The organism is Roseitalea sp. MMSF_3546 (assembly GCF_030732865.1).
In the GTDB taxonomy this organism is placed as follows: domain Bacteria; phylum Pseudomonadota; class Alphaproteobacteria; order Rhizobiales; family Rhizobiaceae; genus Roseitalea.
The window spans coordinates 261,871-287,751 of the sequence record NZ_JASHKB010000002.1 but is presented as its reverse complement, the minus strand read 5'-3'; the positions used below and the strand labels follow the sequence as shown (position 1 = coordinate 287,751).

Annotated in this window: 23 protein-coding genes, 1 other RNA gene and 1 pseudogene; 12 read left to right on the top strand and 13 right to left on the bottom strand. The window is 67.9% G+C overall.

Features of this window, described 5'->3' with window-relative positions; genetic code table 11:
* Positions 1 to 43: 43 nt before the first annotated feature.
* The gene (locus RBB34_RS03255; RefSeq protein ID WP_306117752.1) at positions 44 to 355 is read right to left on the bottom strand and encodes a DUF2853 family protein; all 312 of its coding nucleotides are present in this window, start codon (positions 353 to 355) and stop codon (positions 44 to 46) included.
* Positions 356 to 513: 158 nt separating this feature from the next.
* On the opposite strand from RBB34_RS03255, the gene ssrA reads away from it, so the two are divergent.
* The 3 genes from ssrA to RBB34_RS03240 all read left to right on the top strand — a co-directional run bounded on the left by ssrA (position 514) and on the right by RBB34_RS03240 (position 1,834).
* Positions 514 to 881: a transfer-messenger RNA gene (gene ssrA / locus RBB34_RS03250) on the top strand.
* Between the two features lie 139 nt (positions 882 to 1,020).
* A complete protein-coding gene (locus RBB34_RS03245) occupies positions 1,021 to 1,557 on the top strand; it encodes an SspB family protein (RefSeq protein ID WP_306117751.1) in 537 nt (178 codons plus the stop codon).
* A gap of 10 nt (positions 1,558 to 1,567) precedes the next feature.
* Positions 1,568 to 1,834 (top strand): ribbon-helix-helix domain-containing protein, encoded by a 267-nt coding sequence (locus RBB34_RS03240; protein ID WP_306117750.1) that lies wholly within the window; start codon positions 1,568 to 1,570, stop codon positions 1,832 to 1,834.
* A 2-nt stretch (positions 1,835 to 1,836) separates the two neighbouring features.
* Here RBB34_RS03240 and RBB34_RS03235 read toward each other — a convergent pair whose 3' ends face one another.
* Positions 1,837 to 5,604 (bottom strand): AsmA family protein, encoded by a 3,768-nt coding sequence (locus RBB34_RS03235; RefSeq protein WP_306117749.1) that lies wholly within the window; start codon positions 5,602 to 5,604, stop codon positions 1,837 to 1,839.
* A 185-nt stretch (positions 5,605 to 5,789) separates the two neighbouring features.
* Complete coding sequence (locus RBB34_RS03230) at positions 5,790 to 6,209, bottom strand: DUF2267 domain-containing protein (RefSeq protein ID WP_306117748.1); 420 nt, start codon at positions 6,207 to 6,209, stop codon at positions 5,790 to 5,792.
* Between the two features lie 141 nt (positions 6,210 to 6,350).
* Here RBB34_RS03230 and RBB34_RS03225 point away from each other — a divergent pair, with 141 nt between their 5' ends.
* From RBB34_RS03225 to RBB34_RS03205, 5 genes and pseudogenes are all read left to right on the top strand, one after another.
* Positions 6,351 to 6,860 carry a thioesterase family protein gene (locus RBB34_RS03225; RefSeq protein ID WP_306117747.1) on the top strand — a complete coding sequence of 170 codons (510 nt, stop codon included), beginning with the start codon at positions 6,351 to 6,353 and terminating at the stop codon, positions 6,858 to 6,860.
* On the top strand, positions 6,857 to 8,494 hold the full coding sequence (locus tag RBB34_RS03220) for a chloride channel protein (RefSeq protein WP_306117746.1): 1,638 nt from the start codon (positions 6,857 to 6,859) through the stop codon (positions 8,492 to 8,494). The genes RBB34_RS03225 and RBB34_RS03220 overlap by 4 nt, the downstream gene beginning before the upstream one ends.
* Positions 8,495 to 8,676: 182 nt before the next feature.
* Positions 8,677 to 11,284: pseudogene (locus tag RBB34_RS03215) on the top strand (UvrD-helicase domain-containing protein).
* 41 nt (positions 11,285 to 11,325) lie between these two features.
* Positions 11,326 to 11,577 (top strand): type II toxin-antitoxin system CcdA family antitoxin, encoded by a 252-nt coding sequence (locus RBB34_RS03210; protein WP_306117745.1) that lies wholly within the window; start codon positions 11,326 to 11,328, stop codon positions 11,575 to 11,577.
* Entirely contained in the window at positions 11,561 to 11,971 is a 411-nt protein-coding gene (locus RBB34_RS03205) for a PIN domain-containing protein (protein ID WP_306117744.1), read from the top strand. Before RBB34_RS03210 ends, RBB34_RS03205 begins: the two co-directional genes overlap by 17 nt.
* On the opposite strand, the gene RBB34_RS03200 is transcribed toward RBB34_RS03205, so the two are convergent.
* From RBB34_RS03200 to RBB34_RS03190, 3 genes are all read right to left on the bottom strand, one after another.
* A complete protein-coding gene (locus RBB34_RS03200; protein ID WP_306117743.1) occupies positions 11,955 to 12,902 on the bottom strand; it encodes a diacylglycerol kinase family protein in 948 nt (315 codons plus the stop codon). The genes RBB34_RS03205 and RBB34_RS03200 overlap by 17 nt on opposite strands.
* On the bottom strand, positions 12,899 to 13,393 hold the full coding sequence (locus RBB34_RS03195) for a CreA family protein (RefSeq protein ID WP_306117742.1): 495 nt from the start codon (positions 13,391 to 13,393) through the stop codon (positions 12,899 to 12,901). The genes RBB34_RS03200 and RBB34_RS03195 overlap by 4 nt, the downstream gene beginning before the upstream one ends.
* Before the next feature lie 94 nt (positions 13,394 to 13,487).
* Positions 13,488 to 14,297, bottom strand: coding sequence for a DUF2189 domain-containing protein (locus tag RBB34_RS03190; protein ID WP_306117741.1), 810 nt, complete (start codon positions 14,295 to 14,297; stop codon positions 13,488 to 13,490).
* Positions 14,298 to 14,482: 185 nt separating this feature from the next.
* On the opposite strand from RBB34_RS03190, the gene RBB34_RS03185 reads away from it, so the two are divergent.
* The 3 genes from RBB34_RS03185 (at position 14,483) to RBB34_RS03175 (ending at position 16,188) form a co-directional block, all read left to right on the top strand.
* Complete coding sequence (locus RBB34_RS03185) at positions 14,483 to 14,641, top strand: hypothetical protein (RefSeq protein WP_306117740.1); 159 nt, start codon at positions 14,483 to 14,485, stop codon at positions 14,639 to 14,641.
* A gap of 88 nt (positions 14,642 to 14,729) precedes the next feature.
* Positions 14,730 to 15,302, top strand: a complete 573-nt coding sequence (locus RBB34_RS03180) for an SCO family protein (protein ID WP_306117739.1) — start codon at positions 14,730 to 14,732, stop codon at positions 15,300 to 15,302.
* 4 nt (positions 15,303 to 15,306) lie between these two features.
* Positions 15,307 to 16,188 (top strand): 50S ribosomal protein L11 methyltransferase, encoded by an 882-nt coding sequence (locus tag RBB34_RS03175; RefSeq protein ID WP_306117738.1) that lies wholly within the window; start codon positions 15,307 to 15,309, stop codon positions 16,186 to 16,188.
* Positions 16,189 to 16,244: 56 nt separating this feature from the next.
* On the opposite strand, the gene RBB34_RS03170 is transcribed toward RBB34_RS03175, so the two are convergent.
* Positions 16,245 to 16,430 carry a hypothetical protein gene (locus RBB34_RS03170; protein WP_306117737.1) on the bottom strand — a complete coding sequence of 62 codons (186 nt, stop codon included), beginning with the start codon at positions 16,428 to 16,430 and terminating at the stop codon, positions 16,245 to 16,247.
* Positions 16,431 to 16,636: 206 nt separating this feature from the next.
* Here RBB34_RS03170 and RBB34_RS03165 point away from each other — a divergent pair, with 206 nt between their 5' ends.
* Positions 16,637 to 18,472, top strand: coding sequence for an aminopeptidase P family protein (locus RBB34_RS03165; RefSeq protein WP_306117736.1), 1,836 nt, complete (start codon positions 16,637 to 16,639; stop codon positions 18,470 to 18,472).
* Positions 18,473 to 18,613: 141 nt separating this feature from the next.
* Here RBB34_RS03165 and RBB34_RS03160 read toward each other — a convergent pair whose 3' ends face one another.
* From RBB34_RS03160 to lpxC, 6 genes are all read right to left on the bottom strand, one after another.
* On the bottom strand, positions 18,614 to 18,910 hold the full coding sequence (locus RBB34_RS03160) for an AzlD family protein (protein WP_306117735.1): 297 nt from the start codon (positions 18,908 to 18,910) through the stop codon (positions 18,614 to 18,616).
* Between the two features lie 5 nt (positions 18,911 to 18,915).
* On the bottom strand, positions 18,916 to 19,620 hold the full coding sequence (locus RBB34_RS03155) for an AzlC family ABC transporter permease (protein ID WP_306117734.1): 705 nt from the start codon (positions 19,618 to 19,620) through the stop codon (positions 18,916 to 18,918).
* 88 nt (positions 19,621 to 19,708) lie between these two features.
* Entirely contained in the window at positions 19,709 to 21,841 is a 2,133-nt protein-coding gene (gene ligA, locus RBB34_RS03150; RefSeq protein WP_306117733.1) for an NAD-dependent DNA ligase LigA, read from the bottom strand.
* Between the two features lie 177 nt (positions 21,842 to 22,018).
* A complete protein-coding gene (gene recN / locus RBB34_RS03145; protein ID WP_306117732.1) occupies positions 22,019 to 23,695 on the bottom strand; it encodes a DNA repair protein RecN in 1,677 nt (558 codons plus the stop codon).
* A gap of 28 nt (positions 23,696 to 23,723) precedes the next feature.
* A complete protein-coding gene (locus tag RBB34_RS03140) occupies positions 23,724 to 24,590 on the bottom strand; it encodes an outer membrane protein assembly factor BamD (protein ID WP_306117731.1) in 867 nt (288 codons plus the stop codon).
* Positions 24,591 to 24,785: 195 nt separating this feature from the next.
* Positions 24,786 to 25,739, bottom strand: a complete 954-nt coding sequence (lpxC, locus tag RBB34_RS03135; RefSeq protein ID WP_306117730.1) for a UDP-3-O-acyl-N-acetylglucosamine deacetylase — start codon at positions 25,737 to 25,739, stop codon at positions 24,786 to 24,788.
* Between the last annotated feature and the right edge of the window lie 142 nt (positions 25,740 to 25,881).

The window sequence follows — 25,881 nt, the reverse complement described above, 5'->3', positions numbered from 1 at the left end:
CGCCCGGTGGCGAGGCCTTCCAGCATGGCCGCCTGGCGGCCGATCACAGGTCGCTGAGCTTGCCGAAATGCTTGGCGACCAGGTAATAGAAGGTCACGCGCGATTTGGAGCGGTCGTCCTTCATCTCCTGGCAGACGCGGCCGATCACTTCGTCGGCGGCCGTGTCGTCATTGACGCCGAGCTTCTTGGCGCACCATTTCTCGCGCACGCGCGCCAGCTCGGACGGATCCGAACACGAAACCAGCGACGCATCGCGCGAGCGCAGCGCGATGCCCAGATGCCTGACGATCTTGTCGACGACGGCGCCATCTGCCCCTGCATCATAGCGTTTAACGTCTGCCAGGTAATCACTCATGGGATTTGTCCCCTCACCGTCTATTGCGTTGGCGGCAGGCTGCTTGGACCAGTATGGCCGACACCCCCAAGCGGAATCGGCCGTTTGCCTGTTGCGCCTCCCGCAATGACTGTTCCGGAGCAGCCCATTGTTGTCAACTGCGATCCGATCGCGCCAACACCTTTGAAATCACGCACGGATGGGCCTATATTCGGCGTGCCGGTTGATCCGGCTATGGCAATAAACGGACGATACAATAAGCCTATCGGACCCGGGGGCGGTACCCGGCGCCTCCACCATCAGCACTGGCGCATCGCCGCGCGGCAGTTCTGATGATGGGGGCGAAACAGGATCGACGAGGGTGTAAAAATCGGCTTTTTGCCCGGCATGATACCACCGTTATCGGGTCACAATGATAGTTGCAAACGACAACTACGCAGAGGCACGTCTCGCTGCCTAAGGGCGGTGCGACAGTCTCACCGAAACTCCTAGTCGGTATGCTCGGCTAGGCGGGGTCCGGAGGCACCTGGCAACAGAAGCCTCCACCCATTCACACATGCGCCATGAAACGCACGCCCCATGAATCGGTGGCCCCATCTTCGCCGCCGGTGGGGACGCCGCACTTGACCTTGGCGTGGCGACGGCGCACATCTTAGTCGATTTGAACCGGACGGGGCTCTCCGCCTATGAGCGAAGACATAATCCGCTACGACATTCTGGTGCAGAATGCCCTGCGCGGGGTGATCCGCAAGGTCCTGTCGGAGGTCGAAAAGACCGGTCTTCCCGGCAATCACCATTTCTTCATCACCTTCGTGACGAGCGCGCCGGGCGTGCGCATCTCCAACCGCATTCGCGAGCAGTATCCCGATCAGATGACCATCGTGCTGCAGCATCAGTTCTGGGATCTGGAGGTCGGCGAGACGGGCTTCGGCATCGGCCTGTCCTTTTCCGACGTACCCGAAAAGCTGTATGTGCCCTATGCCGCCGTCCGCGGCTTTTACGATCCATCGGTCAATTTCGAACTCGAATTCGATGTCGAGACCGAACTGGCCGAAGAGGAAGCCGGCGAAGCGCCCCCGCCCGTATCGGGCCGGCCCGAAGGCGACGGCAAGCCGGCCAAGGCGCCGGCGGCGGCCGACGGCGCTGCCGCCGCGAACGCGGCCGACGAGGACGCCGAAACCGCCGACGTCGTCTCGCTGGACGCGTTCCGTAACAAGAAGTGAGCGCCCGCCAATGGCGGTGCGCAAGCGCTCGGTGGCCATTGCCGGCCACCGCACGTCGTTTTCGGTGGAAGAGCCCTTCTATCGGGCGCTCAAGCGGCTCGCCGAAGCCCGGCAAATCTCGCTTGCCGCGCTGATCGCTCGGATCGACGCCGAGCGCCCCCGCGATGCCAATCTGTCCTCGGCGATCCGCATCCATGTGCTGAACGCGGCGCTGGCCGGTGAACTCGGCGGAAGGCCCGGCGTGCACCCGGCCGTCACCGCGCGCCGCCGGACGTGACCCTATCGCGGACGCTCGGTTTCCAGCGCCTCGATCAGCCGCTGGATCGTCTCGGGCGCGAACAGGTCCTGGGGCTGCGGCGTTGCGTCCGCCGGCGCCGGCGGCTGCCCCGCCGGCGGTTCGGCATCGGCCGCTGCATCCGCCCCCTGCCCGGCCGGAGCCGTCCGTTCGCCGGCGTCACTGCCCTGCCGGCCCGGCGGCACCGCCGATATCGGCTCTGGGGAAGGCGGTCCGGCATCGTCCTCGGCCGCCCGTGCCGCCCGCTCGCGTTCTTGCAGATAGCGCGCGTAGCGCACCTGGCGCCGCATGCGCTCGCGCTCGATCAGCCGCGCCTGCATGCGCTCGACGCGCAACCGCTCGCTCTCCAGCGCCCGCTGACTGATGAACGCGCTCAGCCGGCTGTAGTCGATGTCGGGCCCCGCCCGTTCACCGCCAAAGGCGATGGCGACTTCGGCCGCCATGCCGGCCAGGGCCTGTGCACCGGGATCGAGCGCGACGAGGACATCGCCGGCCGCCTGTCGCGATGCAAGGTCGTAGCGCACGGTACCGGTCAGTTCCATACGGCCATCGGGCGTTTGCAGCGCCAGGTTCGCCGCCCGCAGCACCCCGCCCGCCACCGTCACCGGCAATTGCGCGTCGACAAGTCGCGCCGCCTCGTCGAAAAGCGCCGTGCGGGCGATCTGCCGGATCTGTTCGGCCGTGATGTCGATACCCAGCGCATCGGCAGCCGGCAACAGCGTCGACAGCGCATCCGGATCCAGGTTCGGCACGACGACGCCATCGAGCGCGACCACCCCAGTACCGCTCAGCGAATCGGTGAGCGCCTCGATCGAGGCGCCCGAACCGGTGAGCGCCAGCGTCAGATCCAGCGCCCCCTCGGGCGCCGCCGCGCCGGCATCGGCCAGCAAGGCGCGCACCGGAACCGCCTGGGCATCGACGCGCCCGGCCAGGCTCAACGTGCCTGCGGCGTTCTGCAGCCGCGCATTGGCGCCCACTCGTCCGCCGCGTCGATTGCTGGCCGCAAAGTCGTCGAGCGTCAGCAGGCCGCCGCGCATGGCGAGCGTGCCGGTCGCATCGCTCAGCCGCACCGGACCGGCGAACAGCCGGTCGGCGGCGAATTCGAGATCGAGATCGAGGTCGGGGTAAAGCGGCGCGCCGAATTCGGTGCGTGCGGACAGGGGGGTGACATGTCCGGTCACGAGCCCGGTGACAAGCGCGGTATCGAGCGCGCCGAAGACCAGGTCTGCGGACACTGACGGCCCACCGACCCCGTCATCGAGGCGCAGCGCTCCGCCCACGGAACTGCCGGCGATGTCGGCAGCGATCTGCGACAGCGACCAGCCGTCCGCGCCGCGCGCCAGTTGGGCGCTGCCGGCCACCGGCGTGCCCAGCCCCGTGCCCGGCAGCACATGGCCGAGCGCCAGCAGCCAGGGTTCGGCGTCGCCGAGCGTCAGGTCGATGCGGCCCGACAGATCCCCGTCTGCGGCGAAGGGATTGTCGCCGTCGAAGGTGATGCTGTCGCCGCCGGTCGAATAGGCGATGCGGCCGCGCCCGCCGATGCTCGCCTCCGAGCGCAGCATGGTCACGGTCAACTGGCCCGGGGAAACCAGCCCGATCTCGGCGCCCCCGGTCACCGCCAGATCGAGCCCGCTCAATGACAGCAGGCGCAGCGGATCCTGATGGGTCAGCGCACCATCGACCCGGAACGTTTCGGGATCGGGCGAGCCGTCGCGATTGGCAAGGCTGGTCTGCACGAACAGTTCCGCTCCGCCCAGGCGGCCCGAAACGCTGGCCGACGCCTCCAGCTCGGCGTCGGGTGCGCCCAGGCGCGCCGAGCCCACCACGGTCAGTTGCATGTCGCTGAACGCGGTACGGTCGCGCCGCGCCACCTCGGCCAGATGGTCGAGCAGCGCGATGTCGCCGGCGCGCTCGCCGAGCGCCCGGGCGAAACGCGCGCCGTTGGCCCCGATCAGGCTGGCATCGAACCGGACCATGCGTTCGGCCTGGCGACCGTCGGGCAGGTCCGTGCCCTCGGACGCCTCCCCGGCACGGTCTATCGAGCCGGTGGCGGTCAGCGAGGCGTCGTAGAGGCCGTTGATGACCAGCCGGTCGATCTCGGTGCGGGGGCCGCGCGCGCGAATCGCCGCCTCCACCCGGTCGACGGCGATGTCCCGATAGCGCGCCCCGTCCAGATCCAGGGCGAGGTCGAGATCGTGGTCGTCGAGCACCGGCCCGTCCTGGTCGAAGCCGACCAGCCCGCCAATGGCCTGCACGGTGGACACGTCGAGATCGTTGCCGGTGAAATCGACCGACAGATAGGGCCGCGCCTGCCCGCTGGCGCGCCGTTCGACCCGCCCGGTCAGCCGCGCGTCGCCGGCGACGATCTGCGCGTTGTCGGCGACCTGGCGCTCGCCCGAAAGCATCACCTGGGCGCTGAAGGCGGCCCGCTGCATCGCCCGCACGGTCTCGCCCGTCTCGGTGCCCAGCCAGCGCGCGAGCCCGGTCGGCTGGCTCGAGGCGACCGAGACGCGACCCTCGAACATCGATGCGCCGATGCCGCGGCCCAGATCGGGCAGTGCGAGCACGCCGTCGGCTTCGAAGCTGGTACGGCCCGGCAATTCGGCCTGCGCGCGCGCCAGCCGCCAGCGCCGCGCCTGGCCCGAGCCGTCCGGCCGCGCCTCGACCCGCACATCGCGGATCGCCGTGCCGCCGGCGATCACCGCGGGCAGGTCGACGCTCACCGTGCCCGCAAAGGGCGGCAGGGGCAGGCCGGCGAGCATGTCGCCGAAGGATGCCAGGCGGCCGCGCAGGTCGACCGGCTCCTGTGCCCGGGCGGCGCGCGGGCCGGCCGCGCCGATGTCGATCTGGTTGCCGGTGACGGCCAGCCGGTAGCCCGGGTCGGCACCGCCATCGACCGAAAGGCTGCCATTGACCACATAGGGATCGGCCGGATCGCCGAAGGCGGCGCGGAACGTCTCGACCTCGAGCGCGCGCGCGGTGGCCGCGAAATCGCCCTCGATGCGGTATTGCCGGCCCGCATGCATGGGCACCAGCGTGATCGTTCCGTCATAGCCGATCTGGCCGTCCAGGCCGCCATCGGGCGCGATCCGCCCGTCGGTGACGATGCGCAGAAGGTGATTGGGCAGGTCGGTCGTCACGCGCAAGGGGAACCCTTGGCGCGACAACGAGCCCGTGGAGACGATGAACTCGGCCGGCGCGGCGTTGAACCGGCCCGCCCCTTCCGCCCGCCACGGCCCGAAGAAGCTGTCCGCCGACACCGTCGCATCGAGGTTGTCGATCGTCCAGGCGCGATCCTCGGACGGATCGACGACGGTGAGCGAGCCATTGGTGATGCGCGCGTTCTCGAGCGTGACCTGCGCGGGGTCGATCAGCCGCGTGTCGGGCAGCGGCCAGATCGGCGTGCCCGTGGCATCGAGCGCAAGCGTGACCTCGGGATTGTCCACCCGCATGTCGAAGATCAGGATCTGGCCCGACAGGAACGGCGCCAGTTCCACATCCATGGAGAACCGGTCGGCGCGCACCATGGGCGCCTCGGGCGGGCCGACCTCGACATCGGTGAACGACAGCGAGGGAAACGGCAGCAGCCGCGCGGAGGCTTCGCCCGAAACCCGCACCGGCTGGCCGAGAAGGCGCGCCGCCTCCTGCTCGAAACGGGCGCGATAGTCGCCCCAGTCGATGAACATGGGTGCGAGCAGCGCCGCCAGCAGCACCAGAACGATCAGGCCGCCGAAAATGACAAAAAGGCGCAAGGTGCCGGACGCTCCTTCATCGTGCGGGCCCGCCGCCGGCCACGGAATCGGCCCCGTCGGCGCGGCGTGTGCGACCGGTGGCGATTGTCGGCGTTCGTCGCGTCAAGATCAAGGCGGACGCACATGACATCGCGTTGAACGCGACAGGCCGGCCGGTGGTTCACCCGGCCGGGCGGCGAGACGCCTCACGCGTCCCAGTAGCGCCGGGCCCGTTCGGGCAGCGCGGCGAGCGCGGCCGCCAGCCGGTCGGCGTCGGCGTGCCGGCGCAGCACGCCGGCGATGATCCGGATCGAGCCCTCGGGCGCGAAATTGTGATGGCGGCGCAGGTCCCGCACCTCCGCCTCCAGCGCCGTGCGCGATCCGAAACCGGCCCGGTGCTCCCCTTCATGCCAGCCGGCGACGAAGATGGCTCGCGTAAGGGCCGGCAGCGCGTCGGCGAAGATCAGGATCTGCGCCGGCGTGAGCCGGCGCCGGAACACGGTCAGCACCGCTTGAAGGACGGTGTAGGACTGATTGCGCGTGGCAAGCCCCAGCCGGTCGCGCGCATCGGCGATCAGCGCGTCGAAGGCCTGCTGGGCGATCTGGTAATCCTGCGGCATGGGCATGCGGTGTTTCCTCGTCATCCTGCATCGGTTTCCGCCAGATTCGCGTCACCGGACTCTTGCCGCAGGAAATCGGCCACGTAATGTGCGATCAAGGGGTCGGCTTGGGCCACCCTTTCGGCAAGAGGATCGACAACACGCCCAATGGCGGGACCCACACCAAACGACGCGCCCTTCATCACGCCCGCCATGGCCATCGCGCCGGACTGGATCGATTACAATGGCCACTTGAACATGGCCTATTATCTGGTTGTGTTCGATCGCGCCTCCGACATCGTCTTCGCCGCGCTCGGCATGGGACCGGACTATGCCGCCGCGCGGGCCATGACCACCTACACCGCCGAAGCCCACATCGCCTATCTGCGCGAGGTCCATGCCGATGCGCAGCTGGTTTGCGACTATCAGATCCTCGATCACGACGAAAAGCGCATCCACGGCTTTCAGCGCATGCGCCATGCCACCCAGGGCTGGCTCGCCGCGACCTGCGAGACGCTGACCCTGCATGTCGACCGCAGCGGGCCGCGTGTCGCGCCATTTCCCGCCGACATCGCCGCCAATGTCGCCCAGATGGCCGAACGCCATGCCCTCCTGCCACGCCCGGACGGTGCCGGCCGCGCGATCGCCATGCGCCGCAGACCGACCGCGCCGACATGAGGGCCGCCGACCGCCTGCGCTTCTGGACCCAGCTTCTGGTGCGCTGGGTCAGGCCGAATATCCGCGCCTTTCGCGAATCGGGCACACCGAAGCTGTGGCTGCTGTCGCTGATCATCGGCGCCATGGTGGCCATCGCCGCAATCATCTTCCGCGAGGCCATCGGTCTGTTCCAGTACTGGTGGCTGCGCGACACCTCCGAGCAGACCCTGACGGCCGCCCGGAACGTGGCCTGGTACTGGATCCTGGCGGGACCGATCGTCGGCGGTTTCGTCGTCGGCCTGATGCTGGAGCGGCTTTCGGCGCGCCGCGCCGGCAACGTTTCCGACGTCATCGAGGCGCGCGCGCTGACCGGCCGGCCGCTGGAACTGCGCCAGGGCCTTTGGTCGGCGACGATCGCCGCGATATCGCTGGGCTCGGGCGCCAGCGCCGGCCGCGAAGGGCCCGTCATCCACCTGGGCGCGACGCTGGCCAGCGTCGTCTCGCAGCGGCGCGGCCTGCCCGAATGGTGTTCGCGCACGCTGCTCGCCGCCGGTGTCGCCGCCGCGATCTCGGCATCGTTCAACGCGCCCATCGCCGGCGTGCTGTTCGCCCACGAGGTGATCCTGCAGCATTACGCGATGCGCGCCTTCGTGCCGATCGTCATTGCCTCGGCGGTCGGCTCGGTGTTCTCGCGGCTGTGGTTCGGCGATGCCGCCGCCTTCCTCATCCCCGTCTACCAGGTGACCTCCTATTGGGAGTTTCCGGCCTTCGCGCTGCTCGGCGTGGTCGCCGCGGTCGTTGCCATCGCCTTTCAGTTCGCCCTGTTCACGGCGGACTATGTCGCCCGTTCCGTCACCATGCCGTTGCGCCTGCGCCCGGTGATCGGCGGCATGGCGATCGGTCTGATGGGGATTTACGTTCCGCACATTCTGGGCGTCGGCTACGAAGTGACCGACATGATGCTCTGGAACCAGCTTCCGCTGACGCTGCTGCTCGGGCTGATCGTCCTCAAGACGATCGCCACCGCGATCACGCTCGCCTCGCGCTTTGGCGGCGGCATCTTCTCGCCGGCGCTGTTTCTGGGCGCGGCGACCGGCGGCGCCTTCGGCATGATCGCCGGCTCCGCCTTCCCGGACATGGCCTCCTCCGAAGGGCTCTACGCGATCCTTGGCATGGGCGCGGTGGCCGGTGCCGTGCTCGGCGCGCCGATCTCGACCACGGTGATCGTGTTCGAACTCACCGGCGGCTACGCGTTATCGATCGCACTGCTGTTGTCGGTTGCGATTGCCCATGGCGTCAATCAGGCCGTGCACGGGCATTCCTATTTCCACTGGCAGCTCGAAATGCGCGGCCTGTTCGATCACCTGGGCCCGCACCGGCAGTTGATGCGGACCAGGAAGGTCATGGACTTCATGGAGTTCACCGCGCGCGACGGCGATCCCGAGCGCCACGATCCGGCCTCCGGCTACCCCACGCTCAAGCCCGGCGATTCGCTCGAGACCGCGCTGCGGGCCTTCGACGCCTCCGGTCACAGCCGTCTGGCCGTCGTCGATCCGCGCGACGAAACCCGCATCATCGCCTGGGCGACGCAGGTGCGCGCGCTGAGCTATTTCAACAAGGTTCTGATCCAGGCAAGCGTCGAGGAGCATCGGTAGAGCTGCCACTCCGAGGCAAGAGCATCACCCCCACCCTTCATCCCTCCCACGCTTGCGGGGGAGGGATGAAGGGTGGGGGCTGGAACGCAGTGCCTGGTGAACTTGCGACGCTCCAGACGGGATGGACGCGACACGCCCCGCCGCGCTTTCATTCGCCCCCCAAATCCCTACATTGCGAATCGATGAGCAATCCGTTCGACGACATTCCGTTCGACGACGCGCACCGGCCGGCCCCGAAGCCGGCCGGCGGCGGCTCGGGCCGCGCCGGCCTATCTGGACGGGCTGAACCCCGAGCAGCGCCGCGCCGTCGAGACCACCGAGGGCCCGGTTCTGGTGCTGGCCGGCGCCGGCACCGGCAAGACGCGGGTTCTGACCACGCGCATCGCCCACATCCTGGCCCAGGGGCTCGCCTGGCCCAGCCAGGTGCTGGCGGTGACCTTCACCAACAAGGCCGCCCGCGAGATGAAGGAGCGCATCGGCCTGCTCGTCGGCGGCGCCGTCGAGGGCATGCCGTGGCTCGGCACGTTCCACTCGATCGGCGTGAAGATGCTGCGCCGGCATGCCGAGCTGGTCGGGCTGAGGTCCGATTTCACCATTCTCGACACCGACGACCAGATCCGGCTTCTCAAGCAGCTCATCCAGGCCGAGGGGCTCGACGACAAGCGCTGGCCGGCGCGCCAGTTCGCCCACATGATCGACGGCTGGAAGAACAAGGGCTGGGGTCCGGCCGACATTCCCGAAGGCGACGCGCGCGCTTTTGCAAATGGAAAAGGCCGCGACCTGTTCACCGCCTACCAGGACCGGCTGAAGACGCTGAACGCCTGCGACTTCGGCGATCTTCTGTGCCACCCGATCCGCCTTCTCAAGGCCAATCCGGACGTGCTCGCCGACTATCAGCAAAAGTTCAGATACATTCTCGTCGACGAGTACCAGGACACCAACACCGCGCAATATCTGTGGCTGCGGCTGCTGGCGCAGCGGCGGGTTTCACCTCATCCTGAGCCTGTCGAAGGGGCGGGCTTGCGGGACGCCCCCACCTCCCCATTGAGGGGAGGTCGGAGAAGCAAGCGAAGCGAAGCTGATCCGGGTGGGGGTGAAATCGATGCCGATACCCCCACCCGGCTCGACATTGTCTCGCCGACCTCCTCTCAAGGGGGAGGTGGAAACGCGTCACCCCCCAACATCTGCTGCGTCGGCGACGACGACCAGTCGATCTATGGCTGGCGCGGCGCCGATGTCGACAACATATTGCGCTTCGAAAAGGACTTTCCCGGCGCCACGGTCGTCAAGCTGGAGCGCAACTACCGCTCGACGGCCCACATTCTGGGCGCCGCCAGCCATCTGATCGGCCACAATGAGGGCCGGCTCGGCAAGACGCTGTTCACCGAGGCACCCGACCCGGACGATCCGAAGGTCAACGTCCACGCCGCCTGGGATTCCGAGGAAGAGGCGCGCGCCGTCGGCGAGACGATCGAGCGCCACCAACGCGACGGCCAACTGCTCAACGACATGGCCATCCTGGTGCGCGCCTCCTTCCAGATGCGCGAGTTCGAGGACCGGTTCGTCACGCTGGGGCTGAACTACCGCGTCATCGGCGGCCCGCGCTTCTATGAGCGCATGGAGATCCGCGACGCGATGGCCTATTTCCGCGTCGTCTGCCAGCCGGCCGACGATCTGGCCTTCGAGCGCATCGTCAACACGCCCAAGCGCGGCCTGGGCGATGCCTCGGTGCGCCTGGTGCACGATTATGCCCGCAAGAAGGGCGTGCCGATGCTGGCCGCCGCCGAGGAACTGGTCGCCACCGAGGAGATGAAGCCCAAGCCGCGCGCGGCCCTGCGCTCGCTCGTGGAGAGCTTCAGGCGCTGGCAGCAAGCCATTGATCGGACTCCGCATTCCGAACTGGCCGAGACGATCCTCGAGGAGAGCGGCTATACCGCCATGTGGAAAGCCGACCGCTCCGCCGAGGCGCCGGGCCGGCTCGAGAACCTCAAGGAACTCATCCGCTCTATGGAGGAGTTCGAATCCATGCGCGCCTTCCTCGAACATGTCAGCCTCGTCATGGATGCCGAGCAGAACGAGGACATGGACGCGGTGTCGATCATGACGCTGCACGCGGCCAAGGGGCTCGAGTTCGACACGGTGTTCCTGCCCGGCTGGGAGGAAGGGCTGTTCCCGCATCAAAGGGCGCTCGACGAGGGCGGCATGGCCGGGCTCGAGGAGGAACGGCGCCTTGCCTATGTCGGCCTGACCCGCGCCAAGCGTCATTGCCACATCTGGTTCGTCTCCAACCGCCGCATTCACGGCCTGTGGCAGTCGACCATTCCCTCGCGCTTTCTCGACGAACTGCCGACCGACCATGTCGACGTCGCCGAACCGCCCTCCTCCTATGGCGGCTACGGCGGCTACGGCGCCTCGCGTTTCGACCGGGCCGAGGCCTTTGCGAGCACGCGCGGTTCGCCCGGCTGGCGCCGCGCCCAGGCCAACCGGACCGAGGCGACCAGCCGCAACTGGGGCTCGCGCTCGGGCGTCGCCGTCGAGCGCATCGGCTATGGCGAGACCGATTCGGGCTTCGGCGCCGGCAAGGGCTCGGTCAAGGGCCGCACCATCGAGGGCGAGCTGATCGCCAAGTCCGTGGCGGAGGCGCCTTCGGCCTTTTCCGTCGGCGACCGCGTGTTCCACCTCAAGTTCGGCAATGGCAACGTCACCGCCATCGAGGGCAACAAGCTGACCATCGCCTTCGACCGCGCCGGCGAAAAGAAGGTGCTGGACGGATTCGTGGAGCGGGTGTGAGGCCGTTCGCCCGCGCTGTGAAACTGTGCTACTGTGCGGCCATGAAGAACATCACGATTTCGCTCGACGACGATCTTTACCGGCGCGCCCGCATCCTCGCCGCCGAGGAGGACACGACGGTGACCGCAATGCTGCGCGCCTATCTCGAGGAAAAGACCCGCCGCAAGGAGGAGTTCGAGCGGCTCTTGAAGCTGCAGAACGATACGATCGCGCAAATCAAGTCGTTCTCCGCGTCCGGGCGGCTTACGCGCGAAGAGCTCTACAGCGAGCTCGGCGATGCCCGTTTTCGTTGACACAAACGTCGTACTCTACGCCATCTCCAAAGATCCCCGCGAAGCGGCCAAGAGGGACATCGCCTACAACATCCTGCAACGGGATGACTTCCGGGTATCCACGCAGGTTCTCCTGGAATTCTACGCCCAGGCAACCCGGCCGGGCAGCGACCATCGCATTTCCCATGGCGAAGCAAGTGGCATCGTCGTCGGTCTGCAACGCACCGGCATCATCGATGTGACCCAGCACCTCGTCTACGCCGGCCTCGAACTGCGCCGCATCACCAACTATTCGATCTGGGACTGCATGATCATCGCGGCGGCGCGAGCGGGCGGTTGCGACACGCTTCTGAGCGAGGACATGGCGGACGGCCACGCCGTCGCCAATCTGTCCATCGTCAATCCGTTTGCCTGACCGCCCCGACTGACCGGTCCACCGGCGCCAGCACGGACAGCGCGCCGGGCGCGATGCGGATATCGACCGGGCCTTCAAGGCGCACCAGTTCGCCGTCGATCGCCGCCTTCATGGACCGCCAGCGCATCACCCGCACGCTGCGCGCCCGTTCGCAGCGCACGAAGTCGAGTTCCTGCCAGGTGCCGGTCTGCAGCCCGGTGGCAAGCGCGGCGACGTCGGCGGGCCGATCCGAGGTGACCACATAGACGCCGAGCACCCCCTGATCGAGCCGGTCGGCATAGGGAAGGTGCCCGCTGCCCAGCATGTTGTTGCTGATGGCCAGCCCCGGCGTGTCGACGGCGCGCGCGCCATCGCCCGTATCGAGCCAGATGCGCACATGCGGCGGCCGCTGGATGAGCTTGAGGGCGGCGCGCGCCGTGCCGACCAGCTTGCCCAGCCGGGAGCCGTAGCGGCGCCGGTCGCGCTCCTCGATCAGTTCGGGATGCAGCCCGAGCGAGAGTTCGTGAATGAAGGGCCGATCACCGGCATAGGCGATGTCGACCTTGCGCGTTTCGGCCCGGCCCAGCGCTTCGGCGGCGGCCAGCGGATCGAGCGGCAGGCCGAGCGATCGCGCAAAGAGGTTCATGTTGCCGCCCGGCACGACGACCAGCGTCTTGCCGGCCTGCGCGCACAGACCGGCGGCGAGCGAAACCGTGCCGTCGCCGCCGGCGATCAGCACCGCGTCGTGCTCGGCGCTGCCGGCGGCCTCGTTGAGCGTGGCGACCAGTTCGGCGCCCTCGCAGCGCGCAAGATCGACGGTGTGGCCGCCCGCACCGAGCGCGGCGCGGATCGCCGTTTCCAGGGCGTCGATGTCGGCGGTCTTCAGCGTCGAGGCATCGGCATTGATCACCGCCGCCACGCGCCGGGGCGCCGGGCCGGGGCGCGGCTTCACTCCGGACGGCCCCGGCGCCATTCGACGTCCTGGCCGTAAAGCGGAACCGTCGAGATCGCCATCTTGGCCGAACCGTCCTGCACCTGGCGCGAATGCGACAGATAGATCAGCGTGTCATTGGCCCGGTCGTAGATGCGCTTGACGACGAGTTGCTTCCAGATGATCGAGCGGCGCTGGTTGAACACCTCCTCGCCATCGCTGTCGAGCGCGATGTCGCCGATGGCAATCGGACCGGTCTGCCGGCAGGCGATCGAGGAGTTGGAGGGGTCCTCGAACCAGTTGCCCTTCTGAAGCCGGTCGATCACGCCGCGCTCGAAATAGCTGATATGGCATGTCACGCCCGAAACCTCCGGGTCGCTCAGCGCCTCGACGATGATGTCGTTGCCCAGCCAGTCGACGCCGACCTCGCCGACCTCCTCGGCAAAGGCGGGCGCAGTCAGGGCGAGAACGAACAACAGGGCCGGAAAAGCCCGGCGGAACAACGGTTTCATGGCAGGGGCTCCCTTGCGGCGGATCAACGATCAGCCAGATGGGGAGTTCCCGCGCCCAATGCAACGCCCTTTTGCGGCGCAAGGCCGGCCGCTGCTATTGCACGGCCTTCTTGTAGATGTGCCAGGTCGTATGGCCGAGGACCGGCAGGACGACCAAAAGGCCCAGGAAGGCCGGGATTATCCCGGCGATCACCGCCAGCGTGACGATCGCTCCCCAGCCCAGCATCACCACGGGGCTTGCGAACACCGCCTTCACCGAGGTGATCATGGCGGTCACGAAGTCCACATTGCGGTCGAGCAGCATGGGGATCGAGATCACGGTGACCGAGAACAGCGCCAGCGCCAGCGCCGCGCCGACCACATGGCCGATCGCAAGGAACGTCCATCCCTGGCTGGTCGTGAACACGGTGCTCGAAAAGCTTTCCCAGGTGGCGAACGACATCCGGCCGAGCACCAGCGCGATCAGCAGCCGCACCTGGTACATCCAGATCCAGAAGATGAACAGGACGACGAAGGCCATGAAGGCCAGCTCGCGGCGCGACTGTGCGCGGATGACGGACAGCACTTCGTTCCAGGCCAGCGGTTCGCCGGCCGCCAGCCGGCGACTGACCTCGTAAAGCCCGACCGCGGCGAACGGACCGATCAGCGGAAAGCCGATCATCACCGGATAGATCATCCAGCTCTGCTCCCAGACGAACAGCGACTGCACGATCAGCAAGCCGCCGATCGCATAGACCCCGGCGAAGAACAGGCCGAACAGCGGCGCCCGCCTGAAGTCCGACCAGCCCTCGGCAAGCGCCGCCCGGATATCGTCGGCCGTCAGCGCGTTGACCGCCGGCATGGTGCTGGCCGGCGAAACCGCCGTGCCCGAATCTGCGTCGTGATTGCTGTCGGTGCTCGACATTGCTTCCTCCCCGGATGGCCGGCCGGCGAACCCGAACCCTGCCGGCCGCGATCCGATTACCGGTCCCATCGGCAACAATGCCAAGCTTGTCTTGCCCAGATCAAGCAAAATCAGCGCCGATCGCAGCGCCGGGCCGTGGGTGCACGCCACTGGCGCGGACGCCGGGAACGCTCTATGGTCGCTCCATGAAAGCCGCCCGAACACATGCGAGCGTTCCGCCCGCCGCGGTGACGATCGCCGCCGCGATCGTGGCCGGCGCGGCGGCCGGTCTGTGGGCGTTCGCGGCCGAAGGCACCGGGCTTTTCGTGACGCTGCTTCAGACCGGCCTTGCCTGGTGCTTGTGAACCGGCGCCATGCGCCCAAATGCGCAGGTGAAACCGCGCGCCCGAACCATTACATCGGTGGCCTCAACGACCACGGACCGGTTCTGTCATGCGTTATGTCTTCGCCGCCCTCGTCATTGCCCTTGGCATCGCCATCTTCGCCCTCACCTATTCGGTCGTGAACCGGCCGGAGGCCGAGGCGGCCTATGGCGTGCCGTTCGAACTGGTCGATCAGGACGGCCGGGCGATCACCGAACAGGCCTTCCGTGGCCAGCCCACGGCGCTGTTCTTCGGCTTCACCCATTGCCCGGAAATCTGCCCGACAACGCTTTATGAGCTCGATGGCTGGCTCGCCGCGCTCGGCGAGGCGGGCGCGGACATCGATGCCTATTTCGTCACCATCGATCCCGAGCGCGACACGCCCGAACTGCTTGGCGACTACGTGGCTTCGGTGACCGACCGGGTGCGCGGCATTTCCGGCGAACCCGAAGCCGTCCGCGAGATGGCGCGCGGCTTCGGCGTCTATTTCAAGCGCGTCGAACTGGACGACGGCGACTACACCATGGACCACACCGCATCGGTGTTCCTGCTCGATTCCAACGGCGCCTTCCGCAAGACGATCGCATGGGGCGAGAACCCCGACACCGCCATCGAAAAGCTGCGCGATCTGGCCGATAGCTGACCCCATGCGCCAGACGCGCCTTTTCCTCACCGCCCCGCGAGACGAAGCCGCCGCGCTGTTCGAGCGCATCGATGCCGCATTCGAAGATGACGGGCCGGCTCTGGCCCTGACCGAGATCGACGAAGACACCGGCCTGTCCGAGGTTTCGGTCTATGCCCGAACCGATCCGGACACCATCGCCGCCATCACGCAGACGATCGCCCGGGCGCTCGACCGGCCGGTCCAGGCGCTCGGCCTGCGCAGCGAGGAACTGCCCGATATCGATTGGGTCGCCCGCTCCCTCGAAGGTCTGGGCGCGGTCCGCGCCGGGCGCTTCGTCGTCCACGGCTGCCACGCGCGCGATGCGGTCCGCGCCGGCGACATCGCGATCCTGATCGAGGCCGGCCAGGCCTTCGGCACCGGCCATCACGGCACCACGGCCGGCTGCCTGATCATGCTCGAGCGCATCGTCGCGCGCCGCCGACCGCAAGCCAGCCTCGATCTCGGCACCGGCAGCGCCGTGCTGGCCATCGCCATCGCCCGGCGCGCGCGCACGCCGGTGCTGGCGACCGACATCGACCCGGTGGCCACGCGCATCGCCCGCCGCAATGTGCGCCTGAACGGCGTCTCGACGCTGGTCGGCTGCCAGACGGCGACCGGCTTTTCGCACCCGGTCTTTGCGATGCGCGGCCCGTTCGATCTGATCGTCGCCAACATCCTGGCCCGTCCGCTCATGCGCATGGCGCCGGACATCGCCCGACATCTGGCCGCGGGCGGCGATGTCGTCCTTTCGGGGATATTGGAGCGCCAGCGCTGGCCGGTGCTGGCCGCCTTTCGGCAGGCCGGGCTTCATCACTGCCGCACCATCGCGCGACAGGGCTGGGTGACATTGCATCTGCGCCGCTAGGCACGAAAAAAGGGCGGCCCGCGGGACCGCCCTTCCGGCACTTCATGCAACCGGCGTCAGAACGGATAGGCCGAGCGCGCACGCTTCTTGAGCGCGTCGCGGCTATAGCCATGGGCCCGCAGCGTCTCGTCGTCGAGCATCAGCAGCGCGCCGTTGACATAGGATGCGGCCTGGCGCGAACGCGCTTCGACCACAGCATCCAAAGCATTGCGGAAGACGTTTCTGCGTGTCGGACTGGCCATGACAAGTTTCCTTTCGAGCCTTTCAAGGCTGACAACATGGCGCCTGCGGGCCGCATCGAGTAGTTCGAAAAGCGCAACTGGCCCATGCGGACGGCGCATGGCAAAACAGTTGTGCATAAACGCATCATTAACACTCATTGCGCGAACCGGTTGTAGCCGGTCTGCAATATGCTACCCGCAAGGAACCTTTAACGAAGGCCCCCGCCATGTTCCAGAGCTTCACCGTCCGCTCCGACGCCACGCGCGGCAAGCTGCGGCTTCACGCGCTGCGCAAGCGACTGGCGACGATGCAACTGGACGGTTTCGTCGTCCCCCATGCCGACGCGCATCAGAACGAATACCTGCCGCCCAATGCCGAGCGGCTCGCCTGGCTGACCGGCTTCACCGGTTCGGCCGGCACGGCGATCGTGCTCGCCGACAGCGCCCATATCTTCGTCGATGGCCGCTACACGCTGCAACTGCGCGAACAGGCCGACATGGACGTCTTCACGCCCGAGGATCTGATCGACACCCCGCCCCACCGCTGGATCGAGAAGAACCTTCCCGCGGGCACGAGGCTTGGCGTCGACCCCTGGCTGCACACCATCGGCGAGGTCGAGCGGTTCGAAAAGGCGTGCTCGGAAGCCGGCGCCACGCTCGTGCATTGCGACACCAACCCGCTCGACGCCGTCTGGCAGGACGCCCCGCCTGCCCCGCTCGCGCCCGTGTCCATCCATCCCATGGAGCACGCCGGCGTTTCGGCGAAGAGCAAGCTCGCCGCGCTCGCCCGCACGGTACGCGAGCACAAGACCGCGGCGACCGTTCTGACCGACCCGGCCTCCATAGCCTGGGCCTTCAACATCCGCGGCCACGACGTCGCCCACACCCCGCTGGCGCTCGGCTGGGCGATCGTTCCTTCGCGCGGCGATCCGCTGCTGTTCATCGATTCGCGCAAGCTGGGCAATTCCGAGCGTGCCTATCTGCACGACCATGCCGAACTGCACGAGCCCGTTGCCTTCACCGACAGCCTTGCCGCCCTCGCCCGGCGCTCGCGCCGGCCGATCATGCTCGATCCCGGGCGCGTCAATGCCGCCATCGGCGCCATCGTCGCCGAGGCGGGCGGCAAGATCGTCCACGCGCCCGATCCGGCGATCGGCCCGCGCGCGACCAAGAACCGCACCGAGCGGCGCGGCGCCATCAACGCCCAGCGCCGCGACGGGGCGGCCTTCGTGCGTTTCCTTGCCTGGCTCGACGCGCAGGCGCCCGAAACGCTCGACGAGATAACCATCGTCAGGAAGCTCGAGACCTGCCGCGCCGAGACCGGCGAACGGCTCGGCATGCCGCTGCGCGATATCGCCTTCGACACGATCTGCGGTTCGGGACCCAATGGCGCGATCGTCCACTACCGCGTCGACGAGACATCCAACCGCCGGATAACGGCCGGCGACCTGATCCTGATCGATTCGGGCGGCCAGTATGACGACGGCACCACCGACATCACCCGCGTCGTCCCGACAGGCCCGCCGACCCAGACGCAAAGGCGCCATTTCACGCTGGTGCTCAAGGGGATGATCGCCATGTCCCGCGCCCGTTTTCCTCAAGGTACGCGCGGCGTCGACATCGACGCGCTGGCGCGCGCGCCGCTCTGGACCGCGGGCCTCGACTACAAGCACGGCACCGGGCACGGCGTCGGCTCCTACCTGTCGGTGCATGAAGGCCCGCAATCGCTGTCACGGCGCGGCATGGCCGAACTGAAGGCGGGCATGATCGTCTCCAACGAGCCGGGCTGCTACCGACCGGGCGAATACGGCATCCGCATCGAGAACCTGGTGATGGTCGACGCCGCCCGTCTGCCCGAGGGCGGCGACGTTCCGGTTCATGGCTTTTCGACGCTCACCCTGGTGCCGATCGACCGGCGCCTGATCGACCCCAAGCTGCTCGACCGCCACGAGCGGCGCTGGCTGAACCGCTACCACGCCCGCGTGCGGCGCGAACTGTCGCCGTTGATCGAGGACGAGTCGGTGCTGGCCTGGCTGCAAGGGGCGACGGCACTGGTGAAGTAGCGCGCTTTCGCGGCCTTCCCGTCTTCGCCCCCGCCCCTTGCCCCTCCTGGGCGTGCGCAGGAGAGGCGACGCGTTGGGGCGGCGGCACGATGGCCAGGGACCGAACCGGGTCAAGCCCGAGAACCGGTCGCAGCGACAGACCTACAGCACCTGCCGCAGCGCCATGACCATCGCCCAGCCGATGACCAGCAGCGGGATCGCCGGTACGCGCAGGGCAAGCAGCGCGGCGACGACGAGCGTAAGGGACTCCGCCAACCCCTCATAGACGAAATAGGGTGCGACAATGGCCGCCAGAACGGCCGCCGGCACCGCTTCGAGCGCCGCCTCCACGCGCGGCGGGATCGACGAGAACCGCGACAGCACGACATGCCCGCCAATGCGGGTGAGATAGGTGGCGACCGCCCCGAAGGCGATGATGGTCAGCGTCGTTGGATCCATGGCGGTCAGGCGGGGCGTTCACCCACATGGCGGCCCGCCAGCGCCACGGCGACGATCACCCCGGCCAGCGCGCCCACGCTGATGTGCCAGGGCGTGCCGACGATCTGATGGGCGCCCACCGATACCGCGCCGCTGACACCGACCACCGGCAGCCACATGGCGCGGCCGCGAAAGCCCATGACCAGGCCGAGAAAATAAAGCGGCAACAGGAAATCGACGCCCGTCGCGCGCGGGTCGCCGATCAGATTGCCGAACACCGCGCCCAGCACCGATCCCGCGATCCACATGGCATAGCACGGCACGCCGAGCCCGAAATACCAGGCCGGCGTCACCGGCGCGCCGCCCTCGGCGTGCTTTTCGGTGACGGCGAATTGCGGATCGGTCATCACGAAGAAGGCCAGCGCCTTGGGCGCAAGGGCGAAATGCCGGATCGTCTTGCCCATGGCGGCCGAATAGAGCACGTGCCGGAAATTGACGGCCAGGATCGAGAACACCACGATCCACGGCGCGATGTCGGCGCCGAACAGTTCGATGCCGACCATCTGGCTCGCGCCGGCATAGAGCAGCACGCTCATCAGCACGACCTCGGCGAGAGAAAGCGACTGCTCGGCGGCCAGCGCGCCGAACAGCAGGCTGAACGGCGTGATCGAGGCGATCACCGGCAGCGCGGCGCGCACCCCGTGCAGGAATTGACGCGTATCGTTTGACATGAAGGGCTCCGTCGACGGCCTGATACGACACCGGGCGGACGCGGTCACGCGCTTATGCGTCACCGTGACAATCGCGGCGGCGAACCGCTCACGCGCTTTCAACGCGGGCGAACCATTCGTCCTCGTCGATGACCTCGATGCCCAGCTCCTGCGCCTTCTTCAGCTTGGAGCCCGCGCCGGGGCCGGCGACGACGAGGTCGGTCTTCGACGACACCGATCCGGACGCCTTGGCGCCGAGCCGATCGGCCATGGCCTTGGCCTCGTCGCGGCTCATCCGCTCCAGCGAACCGGTGAAGACGATGGTCTTGCCGGCAAACGGCGTTTCGACGGCCGGCCGTTCGGCATCCTCGACCGCGATCTGCGCGATCAGGTCCTCGACCATCTTGAGGTTGTGCGCCTCGCCGAAATAGCGCGCCACCGCGTCGACCACCGCCGAACCGATGTCCTCGAGCGCGTCCATTTCCTCCCTGGCCTGTTCGTCACCGGCGGCGATCCGGCGCGCGGCGGTCTCGAAGGCGGCCCAGGTTCCGTAGGCCCGCGCCAGAACGCGCGCCGTCGTCTCGCCGACATGGCGGATGCCGAGCCCGAAGATCACCCGTTCGAGCGGGATCGTCCGGCGCGCCTCGATCGCCGCGAACAGGTTGCGCGCCGAGGTCTCGCCATAGCCCTCGCGGTTCTTCAGCCTGGTCAGTTCGGAGGCCGCGTCGCGCGCGGCGAGCGTGAAGATGTCGGCCGGCGCGCGGATGCGCAAGGGGTCGTCCTCCGGCAGTTCGTAGAAGTACTCGATCTGCCTGTCGCCGAGCCCATCGATGTCGAACGCCTTGCGCGAGACGAACAGCTTGAGGTGCTCCTTGCGCTGGAACGGACAGGCGAACTCGCCCGAGCAGCGCCGCACCACGCCTTGCGCGCCGCCGGCGGTCGCCTCGCGCACCACCGGCGTTTGGAGCGGGCACGGACAGGTGTCCGGGAAGGTGAAGTCCGCCGCCTCGTCCGGGCGCTTTTCGGGCACGTAGCCCAGGATTTGCGGGATCACGTCGCCGGCGCGCTGGACGATCACCGTATCGCCGATCTTCACGCCGAGCCGCTCGATCTCCTCGGCATTGTGCAGCGTGGCGTTCTCGACCACAACGCCGCCCACGGTGACCGGCTCGAGCCGCGCCACCGGCGTCAGCGCGCCGGTGCGCCCGACCTGGATGTCGATCGCGTTGAGGATCGTCATCGCCTTTTCGGCGGGGAACTTGTGCGCGATCGCCCAGCGTGGCGAGCGCGAGACATAGCCCAGGCGCTCCTGCAGCCGCAGATCGTTGACCTTGTAGACGACGCCATCGATGTCATAGGCGAGTTCGGCCCGCTCGGTCTCGATGCGGTGATAATGGGCGAGCATGGCCTCCACATCGGTAAACACGTCCATCAGCGAATTGGTGGCAAAGCCGTAGTCGCCGAGCCTTGCCACCATGTCGAACTGCGTGGCCGCGGGCAGGTCGCTGACCTCGCCCCAGGCATAGGCGAAGAACCTGAGCGGCCGGCTCGCGGTGATCGAGGCATCGAGCTGGCGCAGCGACCCGGCCGCGGTGTTGCGCGGATTGACATAGGTCGGCCGGCCGGCCTCGGCCTGCCGACGATTGAGCTCGGCAAAGGCCTCGCGCGTCATGTAGACCTCGCCGCGCACCTCGAACACGGCCGGCGCATCGCCGGGCAGCGTATGGGGAATGTCATCGATGGTGCGCGCATTGGCGGTCACGTTCTCGCCCACTTGCCCGTTGCCGCGCGTCGCCGCATGGACGAGCCGGCCCCGTTCGTAGCGCAGCGAAAGCGACAGCCCGTCGATCTTCGGCTCGGCGGTCATCTCGAGCGGCGCGTCGGCGGCAAGCTTGAGAAAGCGCCGCACGCGCGCGGCGAAATCGCGGACATCGCCGTCATCGAACGCATTGTCGAGCGACAGCATGGGCACGCGATGGGTGATCTTCTCGAACTTGTCCGAGACCGCCCCGCCGACACGGTCGCTGGGGCTGTCCATGCGCTTGAGCGCGGGAAAGCGCGCCTCGATCCGCTGATTGCGCCGCTTGAGCGCGTCATAGTCGGCATCCGCGATGATCGGCGCATCGCGCGTGTGATAGGCCTCGTCATGGCGCGCGATCTCGCCGGCGAGCCGCGCCAGTTCGGCCTCGGCCTCGGCTTCGGTGAGCGATTCGACGGGTTTGTCGGAAACGTCCTTGGTCACGTCGTGGTCCACCGCAGATGAGATGGCGCACGATTAGCGCTTTTGCCGGTGCGGGCAAAGGGGCGCGAACTTTGCGCCCCACCCCTCACCTCTTACCGTCACTGCGGCGCCGCGCATCGATCCCTGACCCTTCGAGGCGATGATTGCCTCACAGCTCGGGATGAGGGATCGTCGAGCCTACCCGGCCCCCTCCAGCAATCGCGCGGCGGCGGCGCGGGCCTCCTCGGTGACGGTGGCGCCCGCCAGCATGCGCGCGATTTCCTCGCGCCGCGCCGGCCTGTCCATCTCCGTCACCGAGGTGACGACGCCGCCCGAACCGTTGCCGCCCGACTTGGCGATCAGATAGTGGTGCGCGGCGCGCGCGGCGACCTGTGGCGCATGAGTGACCGAGAGCACCTGCACCGCGTCGGACAGCCGCGCCAGCCGCGCGCCGATGGCGTCGGCCACCGCACCGCCCACGCCCGTGTCGATCTCGTCGAAGACCAGGGTGGGCGCCGAGCCGCGATCGGCGAGCGCCACCTTGAGCGCCAGCAGAAAGCGCGAAAGCTCGCCGCCCGAGGCGACCTTCATCATCGGCCCGGCTCGCGTGCCCGGATTGGTCTGGACGTGAAACGCCACCGTGTCGATGCCCGAGGGCGTGCGCGTGTCCGCATCGGCGTGAAGGTTGACCATGAACCGCGCCTTTTCGAGCTTGAGCGCGGGCAGTTCTGCCATCACCGCTTCGGCGAGCCGGTCGGCGACCGCGCCGCGCGCTTCCGACAGCGCGAGCGCGGCCCGATCGTAGGCCGCGAGCGCGGCCCGTTCGGCCGCGTCCAACTCTGCAAGGCGCGCTTCGCCCGCATCGAGTTCGGCGAGCTTGTCGGCCATCTCGACGGCGAGCGCGGCGAGATCGTCGACGCCGACATGATGCTTGCGCGCGGCCGCGCGCAGGGCGAACAGCCGCTCCTCGGTGCGCTCGAGCGCGTGCGGGTCATGATCGCTCGACGCGATCGCCTGCTCGATCAGGTTTTGCGCCTCAGCCAGGTGATCGAGCCCCTGCCCGAGGTGTTCGTTGACCTGTTCGAGCAGGCCCGGCGCATCGGCCTCCTTGCGCTCGAGACGCCGCAACAGGCCCGCGATCTCGGGCAGCGGCGAGGACGGCCCGGCCAGCGTTTCCAGCGCCTCGTTGAGGTCTCCGGCGACCTTTTCAGAGGCCATCATGGCCGCGCGCGCTTCGGCGAGCGCGCCCTCCTCGCCCGGCTCGGGCGCCAGTTCGGTCAGTTCCTCCACCGCCGCGCGCAGGAAATCGGCCTCGCGCGCGGCGGCCTCGACGCGGGCGCGATGATCCTTCAGCGCCGCCCGTGCCGCGCGCCAGGCCCCGTGCAGCGCGCCGACATGGTCGACCTGGGCACCGAGCCCGCCGAACGTGTCGAGCAATTGCCGGTGCGAAGCGGTGTCCACGAGCGCCCGCTCGTCGTGCTGGCCGTGGATCTCCACGAGCTGCCGCCCCGCCATGCGCAGCGTGGCAACGCCCACCGTCTGGTCGTTGACGAAGGCGCGGCTGCGGCCGTCGGCCGATTGCGTGCGGCGCAGGATCAGCGGCTCGCCCGGTTCGATGGCGACGCCGGCCTCTTCAAGTGCCGTAAACAGCGGATGGCCCGGCGGCAGGTCGAACACCGCGCTCACCTGCCCCTGGCTGGCGCCATGGCGCACGAGCCCCGCATCGCCGCGGCCGCCAAGCGCCAGCGACATCGCGTCCAGAAGGATCGATTTGCCGGCGCCGGTCTCGCCGGTCAGCACCGCCAGCCCCGCATCGAACCTTATGGTCAGCGCCTCGATCAGGACGATGTCGCGAATCGAGAGCTCGATCAGCATGGGTTACGGCGTATCCATCGCCGGAAGGTTACGCGCCGAACAGGGTGCGGCTCGCCCGTGACAGCCAGGAGCCGCGGTTCTCGCGCGGGCTCAGCCCGCCCGACTGCAGCAACGCGTAGGAATCGGCATACCAGTCGCTGTCGGGGAAGTTGTGGCCCAGGATCGCCGCCGCGGTCTGCGCTTCGGAGGCAAGACCCATGGCGTAATAGGTCTCGGTCAGGCGCGCCAGCGCCTCCTCGACATGGCGGGTGTTGGAATAGTCCTCGACCACCGTGCGGAAACGCGAAATCGCGGCGGCGTATTCGCGACGTTCGAGATAGTAGCGGCCGATCTGCATTTCCTTGCCGGCGAGCTGGTCGCGCGCGGCGCGGATCTTGGCCCGGGCGTCCTCTTCGTAGATCGAACCCGGATAGGTCTCCAGCAGCCGCTCGAAGTTCTGGATGGCAAGGCGCGTGTCGCGCTGGTCGCGCGTGACTTCCGGCATCTGCTGGAAGTAGGACAGCCCGATGATGTATTGCGCGTAGGGCGCGTCCTCATGAGTCGGATAGAGCGACAGGAAGCGGCGCGAGGCCTGGATCGCCTGGTCGAACTCCCCCAGCCGATACGACGTGAAGGCGGCCATCACATTGGCCTTGCGCGCGAAATCCGAATAGGGGTGCTGCCGGTCGACCGATTCGAACTTGCGCGCTGCCTCGCGCAGCCGGCCCGAATTCAGATTGGCCAGGCCCTGATTGTAGAGCGCGTCGGCCGGCTCGATCGTGTCGACATAGCTCTGCAGGTCGAGATCGTCATTGTCCGATGCGCAGGCCGAAAGGCCGGTCGCCGCCACGGCGAGTGCAATCACGGTAGCCGCGCCGCGTAGAAGGGACGGCCTTGAAAGGCGATCGGCGTTCATGGACTCAGACCATCTCCGAAAACTGCTCAGCTTGCGACCATGTACCGGTTCGCAGCCCCCGCGGCAACGCTATCGCCGGAAATTCGCGCATTTTTGTGGCACGGGCGGCCCTGCGCGGCGTTGCCGAAGGCGCATGCGGGCGCCGGTCGGGCCGGTGCACATGGGTCGTGTGGCGGCGGTGGAAACGAAACCGGATCAGACGGCCCAGGGGGCGTAGACCTGGCCGGTGACGGCGACGAACTCGCCGGCGAACACCATCGGGCGCGGCTCGGGAGTCTCGACGATCTCGAAGGCGGAGGGATTTGCAAGAAGCGAGCGCAGGGCCAGGGCGTTGAGGCGGTGTCCGCCGCGATAGGAAGCAAAGCAGCCGATGAACATGGCCCCGGCCAGCGCCAGGTCGCCGACCGCGTCGAGCGTCTTGTGGCGGACGAACTCGTCGCGATGGCGCAGCCCTTCGCAGTTGATGACGCGGTGATCGTCGCCGATCACCACCGAATTGCCCAGCGACGAGCCGAGCGCATGGCCCGAGGCCCACAGGAACTCGACATCCTTCATGAAGCCGAAGGTGCGCGCATCGGCCAGTTCCTCGCAGAAGATGTCGCCGTCGACCTCCCCGCGAAATTCCTGGCGGCCGATGGCCGGGCTGTCGAAATCGATCACGACCTCGAATCGCGTTCCGTCATGGGGCCGGAACTCGGCCCAGGAGGCGCCCTGCCCGACGCGTACGTGCTCCTTCACCCGGATATACCGGCGCTTGACCAGATGGTGCTCGATCCCCGCTTCCTCGATGGCGGCGATGAAGACGCGCGCGCTGCCGTCCATGATCGGCACTTCCGAGCCATCGATGTCGACGACGACATTGTCGAGGCCGACCGCCGAGAAGGCCGCCATGATGTGTTCGATGGTGGAAACGTGCACGCCCGCCGGGTCGCCCAGCATGGTGCAGAGATCGGTGGCGCCGACCTGCGAGACGACGGCCGGCAGCGACACGCTGCGGCCGTCCTCGAAAACGCGTCGGAAGATCACGCCCGTATTGGGTTCGGCGGGATTGAGGGTGATGGACACCTCCGCGCCGGTATGGACGCCGATCCCGGACAGGCTGACCGCTTTTCGCAGCGACGCCTGATACGCGCGCAAGTCTGTCCCCATCTCCAAGCCCCGCCTTTGATTATCGTTTGTCCCACACGCAGTGCGCCGGTCTGTTGTTATCCCACCGCGTCGACCTGCACATGAAGCGGCGCCCCTCCCCTTCGCGGCGCACATTAGGCGCGAGTCGGGGACTGTTCCAAAT

Excerpts from the sequence above, each read along its gene's own strand:
- RBB34_RS03170 (WP_306117737.1), bottom strand. The coding sequence starts at position 16,430 with ATGGCCAGTCCGACACGCAGAAACGTCTTCCGCAATGCTTTGGATGCT.
- RBB34_RS03160 (WP_306117735.1), bottom strand. The coding sequence starts at position 18,910 with ATGGATCCAACGACGCTGACCATCATCGCCTTCGGGGCGGTCGCCACC.
- RBB34_RS03245 (WP_306117751.1), top strand. The coding sequence starts at position 1,021 with ATGAGCGAAGACATAATCCGCTACGACATTCTGGTGCAGAATGCCCTG.
- RBB34_RS03175 (WP_306117738.1), top strand. The coding sequence starts at position 15,307 with ATGCGCCAGACGCGCCTTTTCCTCACCGCCCCGCGAGACGAAGCCGCC.
- RBB34_RS03195 (WP_306117742.1), bottom strand. The coding sequence starts at position 13,393 with ATGAAACCGTTGTTCCGCCGGGCTTTTCCGGCCCTGTTGTTCGTTCTC.
- RBB34_RS03210 (WP_306117745.1), top strand. The coding sequence starts at position 11,326 with ATGAAGAACATCACGATTTCGCTCGACGACGATCTTTACCGGCGCGCC.
- RBB34_RS03190 (WP_306117741.1), bottom strand. The coding sequence starts at position 14,297 with ATGTCGAGCACCGACAGCAATCACGACGCAGATTCGGGCACGGCGGTT.
- RBB34_RS03255 (WP_306117752.1), bottom strand. The coding sequence starts at position 355 with ATGAGTGATTACCTGGCAGACGTTAAACGCTATGATGCAGGGGCAGAT.
- RBB34_RS03220 (WP_306117746.1), top strand. The coding sequence starts at position 6,857 with ATGAGGGCCGCCGACCGCCTGCGCTTCTGGACCCAGCTTCTGGTGCGC.
- RBB34_RS03185 (WP_306117740.1), top strand. The coding sequence starts at position 14,483 with ATGAAAGCCGCCCGAACACATGCGAGCGTTCCGCCCGCCGCGGTGACG.
- RBB34_RS03165 (WP_306117736.1), top strand. The coding sequence starts at position 16,637 with ATGTTCCAGAGCTTCACCGTCCGCTCCGACGCCACGCGCGGCAAGCTG.
- RBB34_RS03155 (WP_306117734.1), bottom strand. The coding sequence starts at position 19,620 with ATGTCAAACGATACGCGTCAATTCCTGCACGGGGTGCGCGCCGCGCTG.
- RBB34_RS03205 (WP_306117744.1), top strand. The coding sequence starts at position 11,561 with ATGCCCGTTTTCGTTGACACAAACGTCGTACTCTACGCCATCTCCAAA.
- RBB34_RS03230 (WP_306117748.1), bottom strand. The coding sequence starts at position 6,209 with ATGCCCATGCCGCAGGATTACCAGATCGCCCAGCAGGCCTTCGACGCG.
- RBB34_RS03240 (WP_306117750.1), top strand. The coding sequence starts at position 1,568 with ATGGCGGTGCGCAAGCGCTCGGTGGCCATTGCCGGCCACCGCACGTCG.
- RBB34_RS03225 (WP_306117747.1), top strand. The coding sequence starts at position 6,351 with ATGGCGGGACCCACACCAAACGACGCGCCCTTCATCACGCCCGCCATG.
- RBB34_RS03140 (WP_306117731.1), bottom strand. The coding sequence starts at position 24,590 with ATGAACGCCGATCGCCTTTCAAGGCCGTCCCTTCTACGCGGCGCGGCT.
- lpxC (WP_306117730.1), bottom strand. The coding sequence starts at position 25,739 with ATGGGGACAGACTTGCGCGCGTATCAGGCGTCGCTGCGAAAAGCGGTC.
- RBB34_RS03180 (WP_306117739.1), top strand. The coding sequence starts at position 14,730 with ATGCGTTATGTCTTCGCCGCCCTCGTCATTGCCCTTGGCATCGCCATC.
- recN (WP_306117732.1), bottom strand. The coding sequence starts at position 23,695 with ATGCTGATCGAGCTCTCGATTCGCGACATCGTCCTGATCGAGGCGCTG.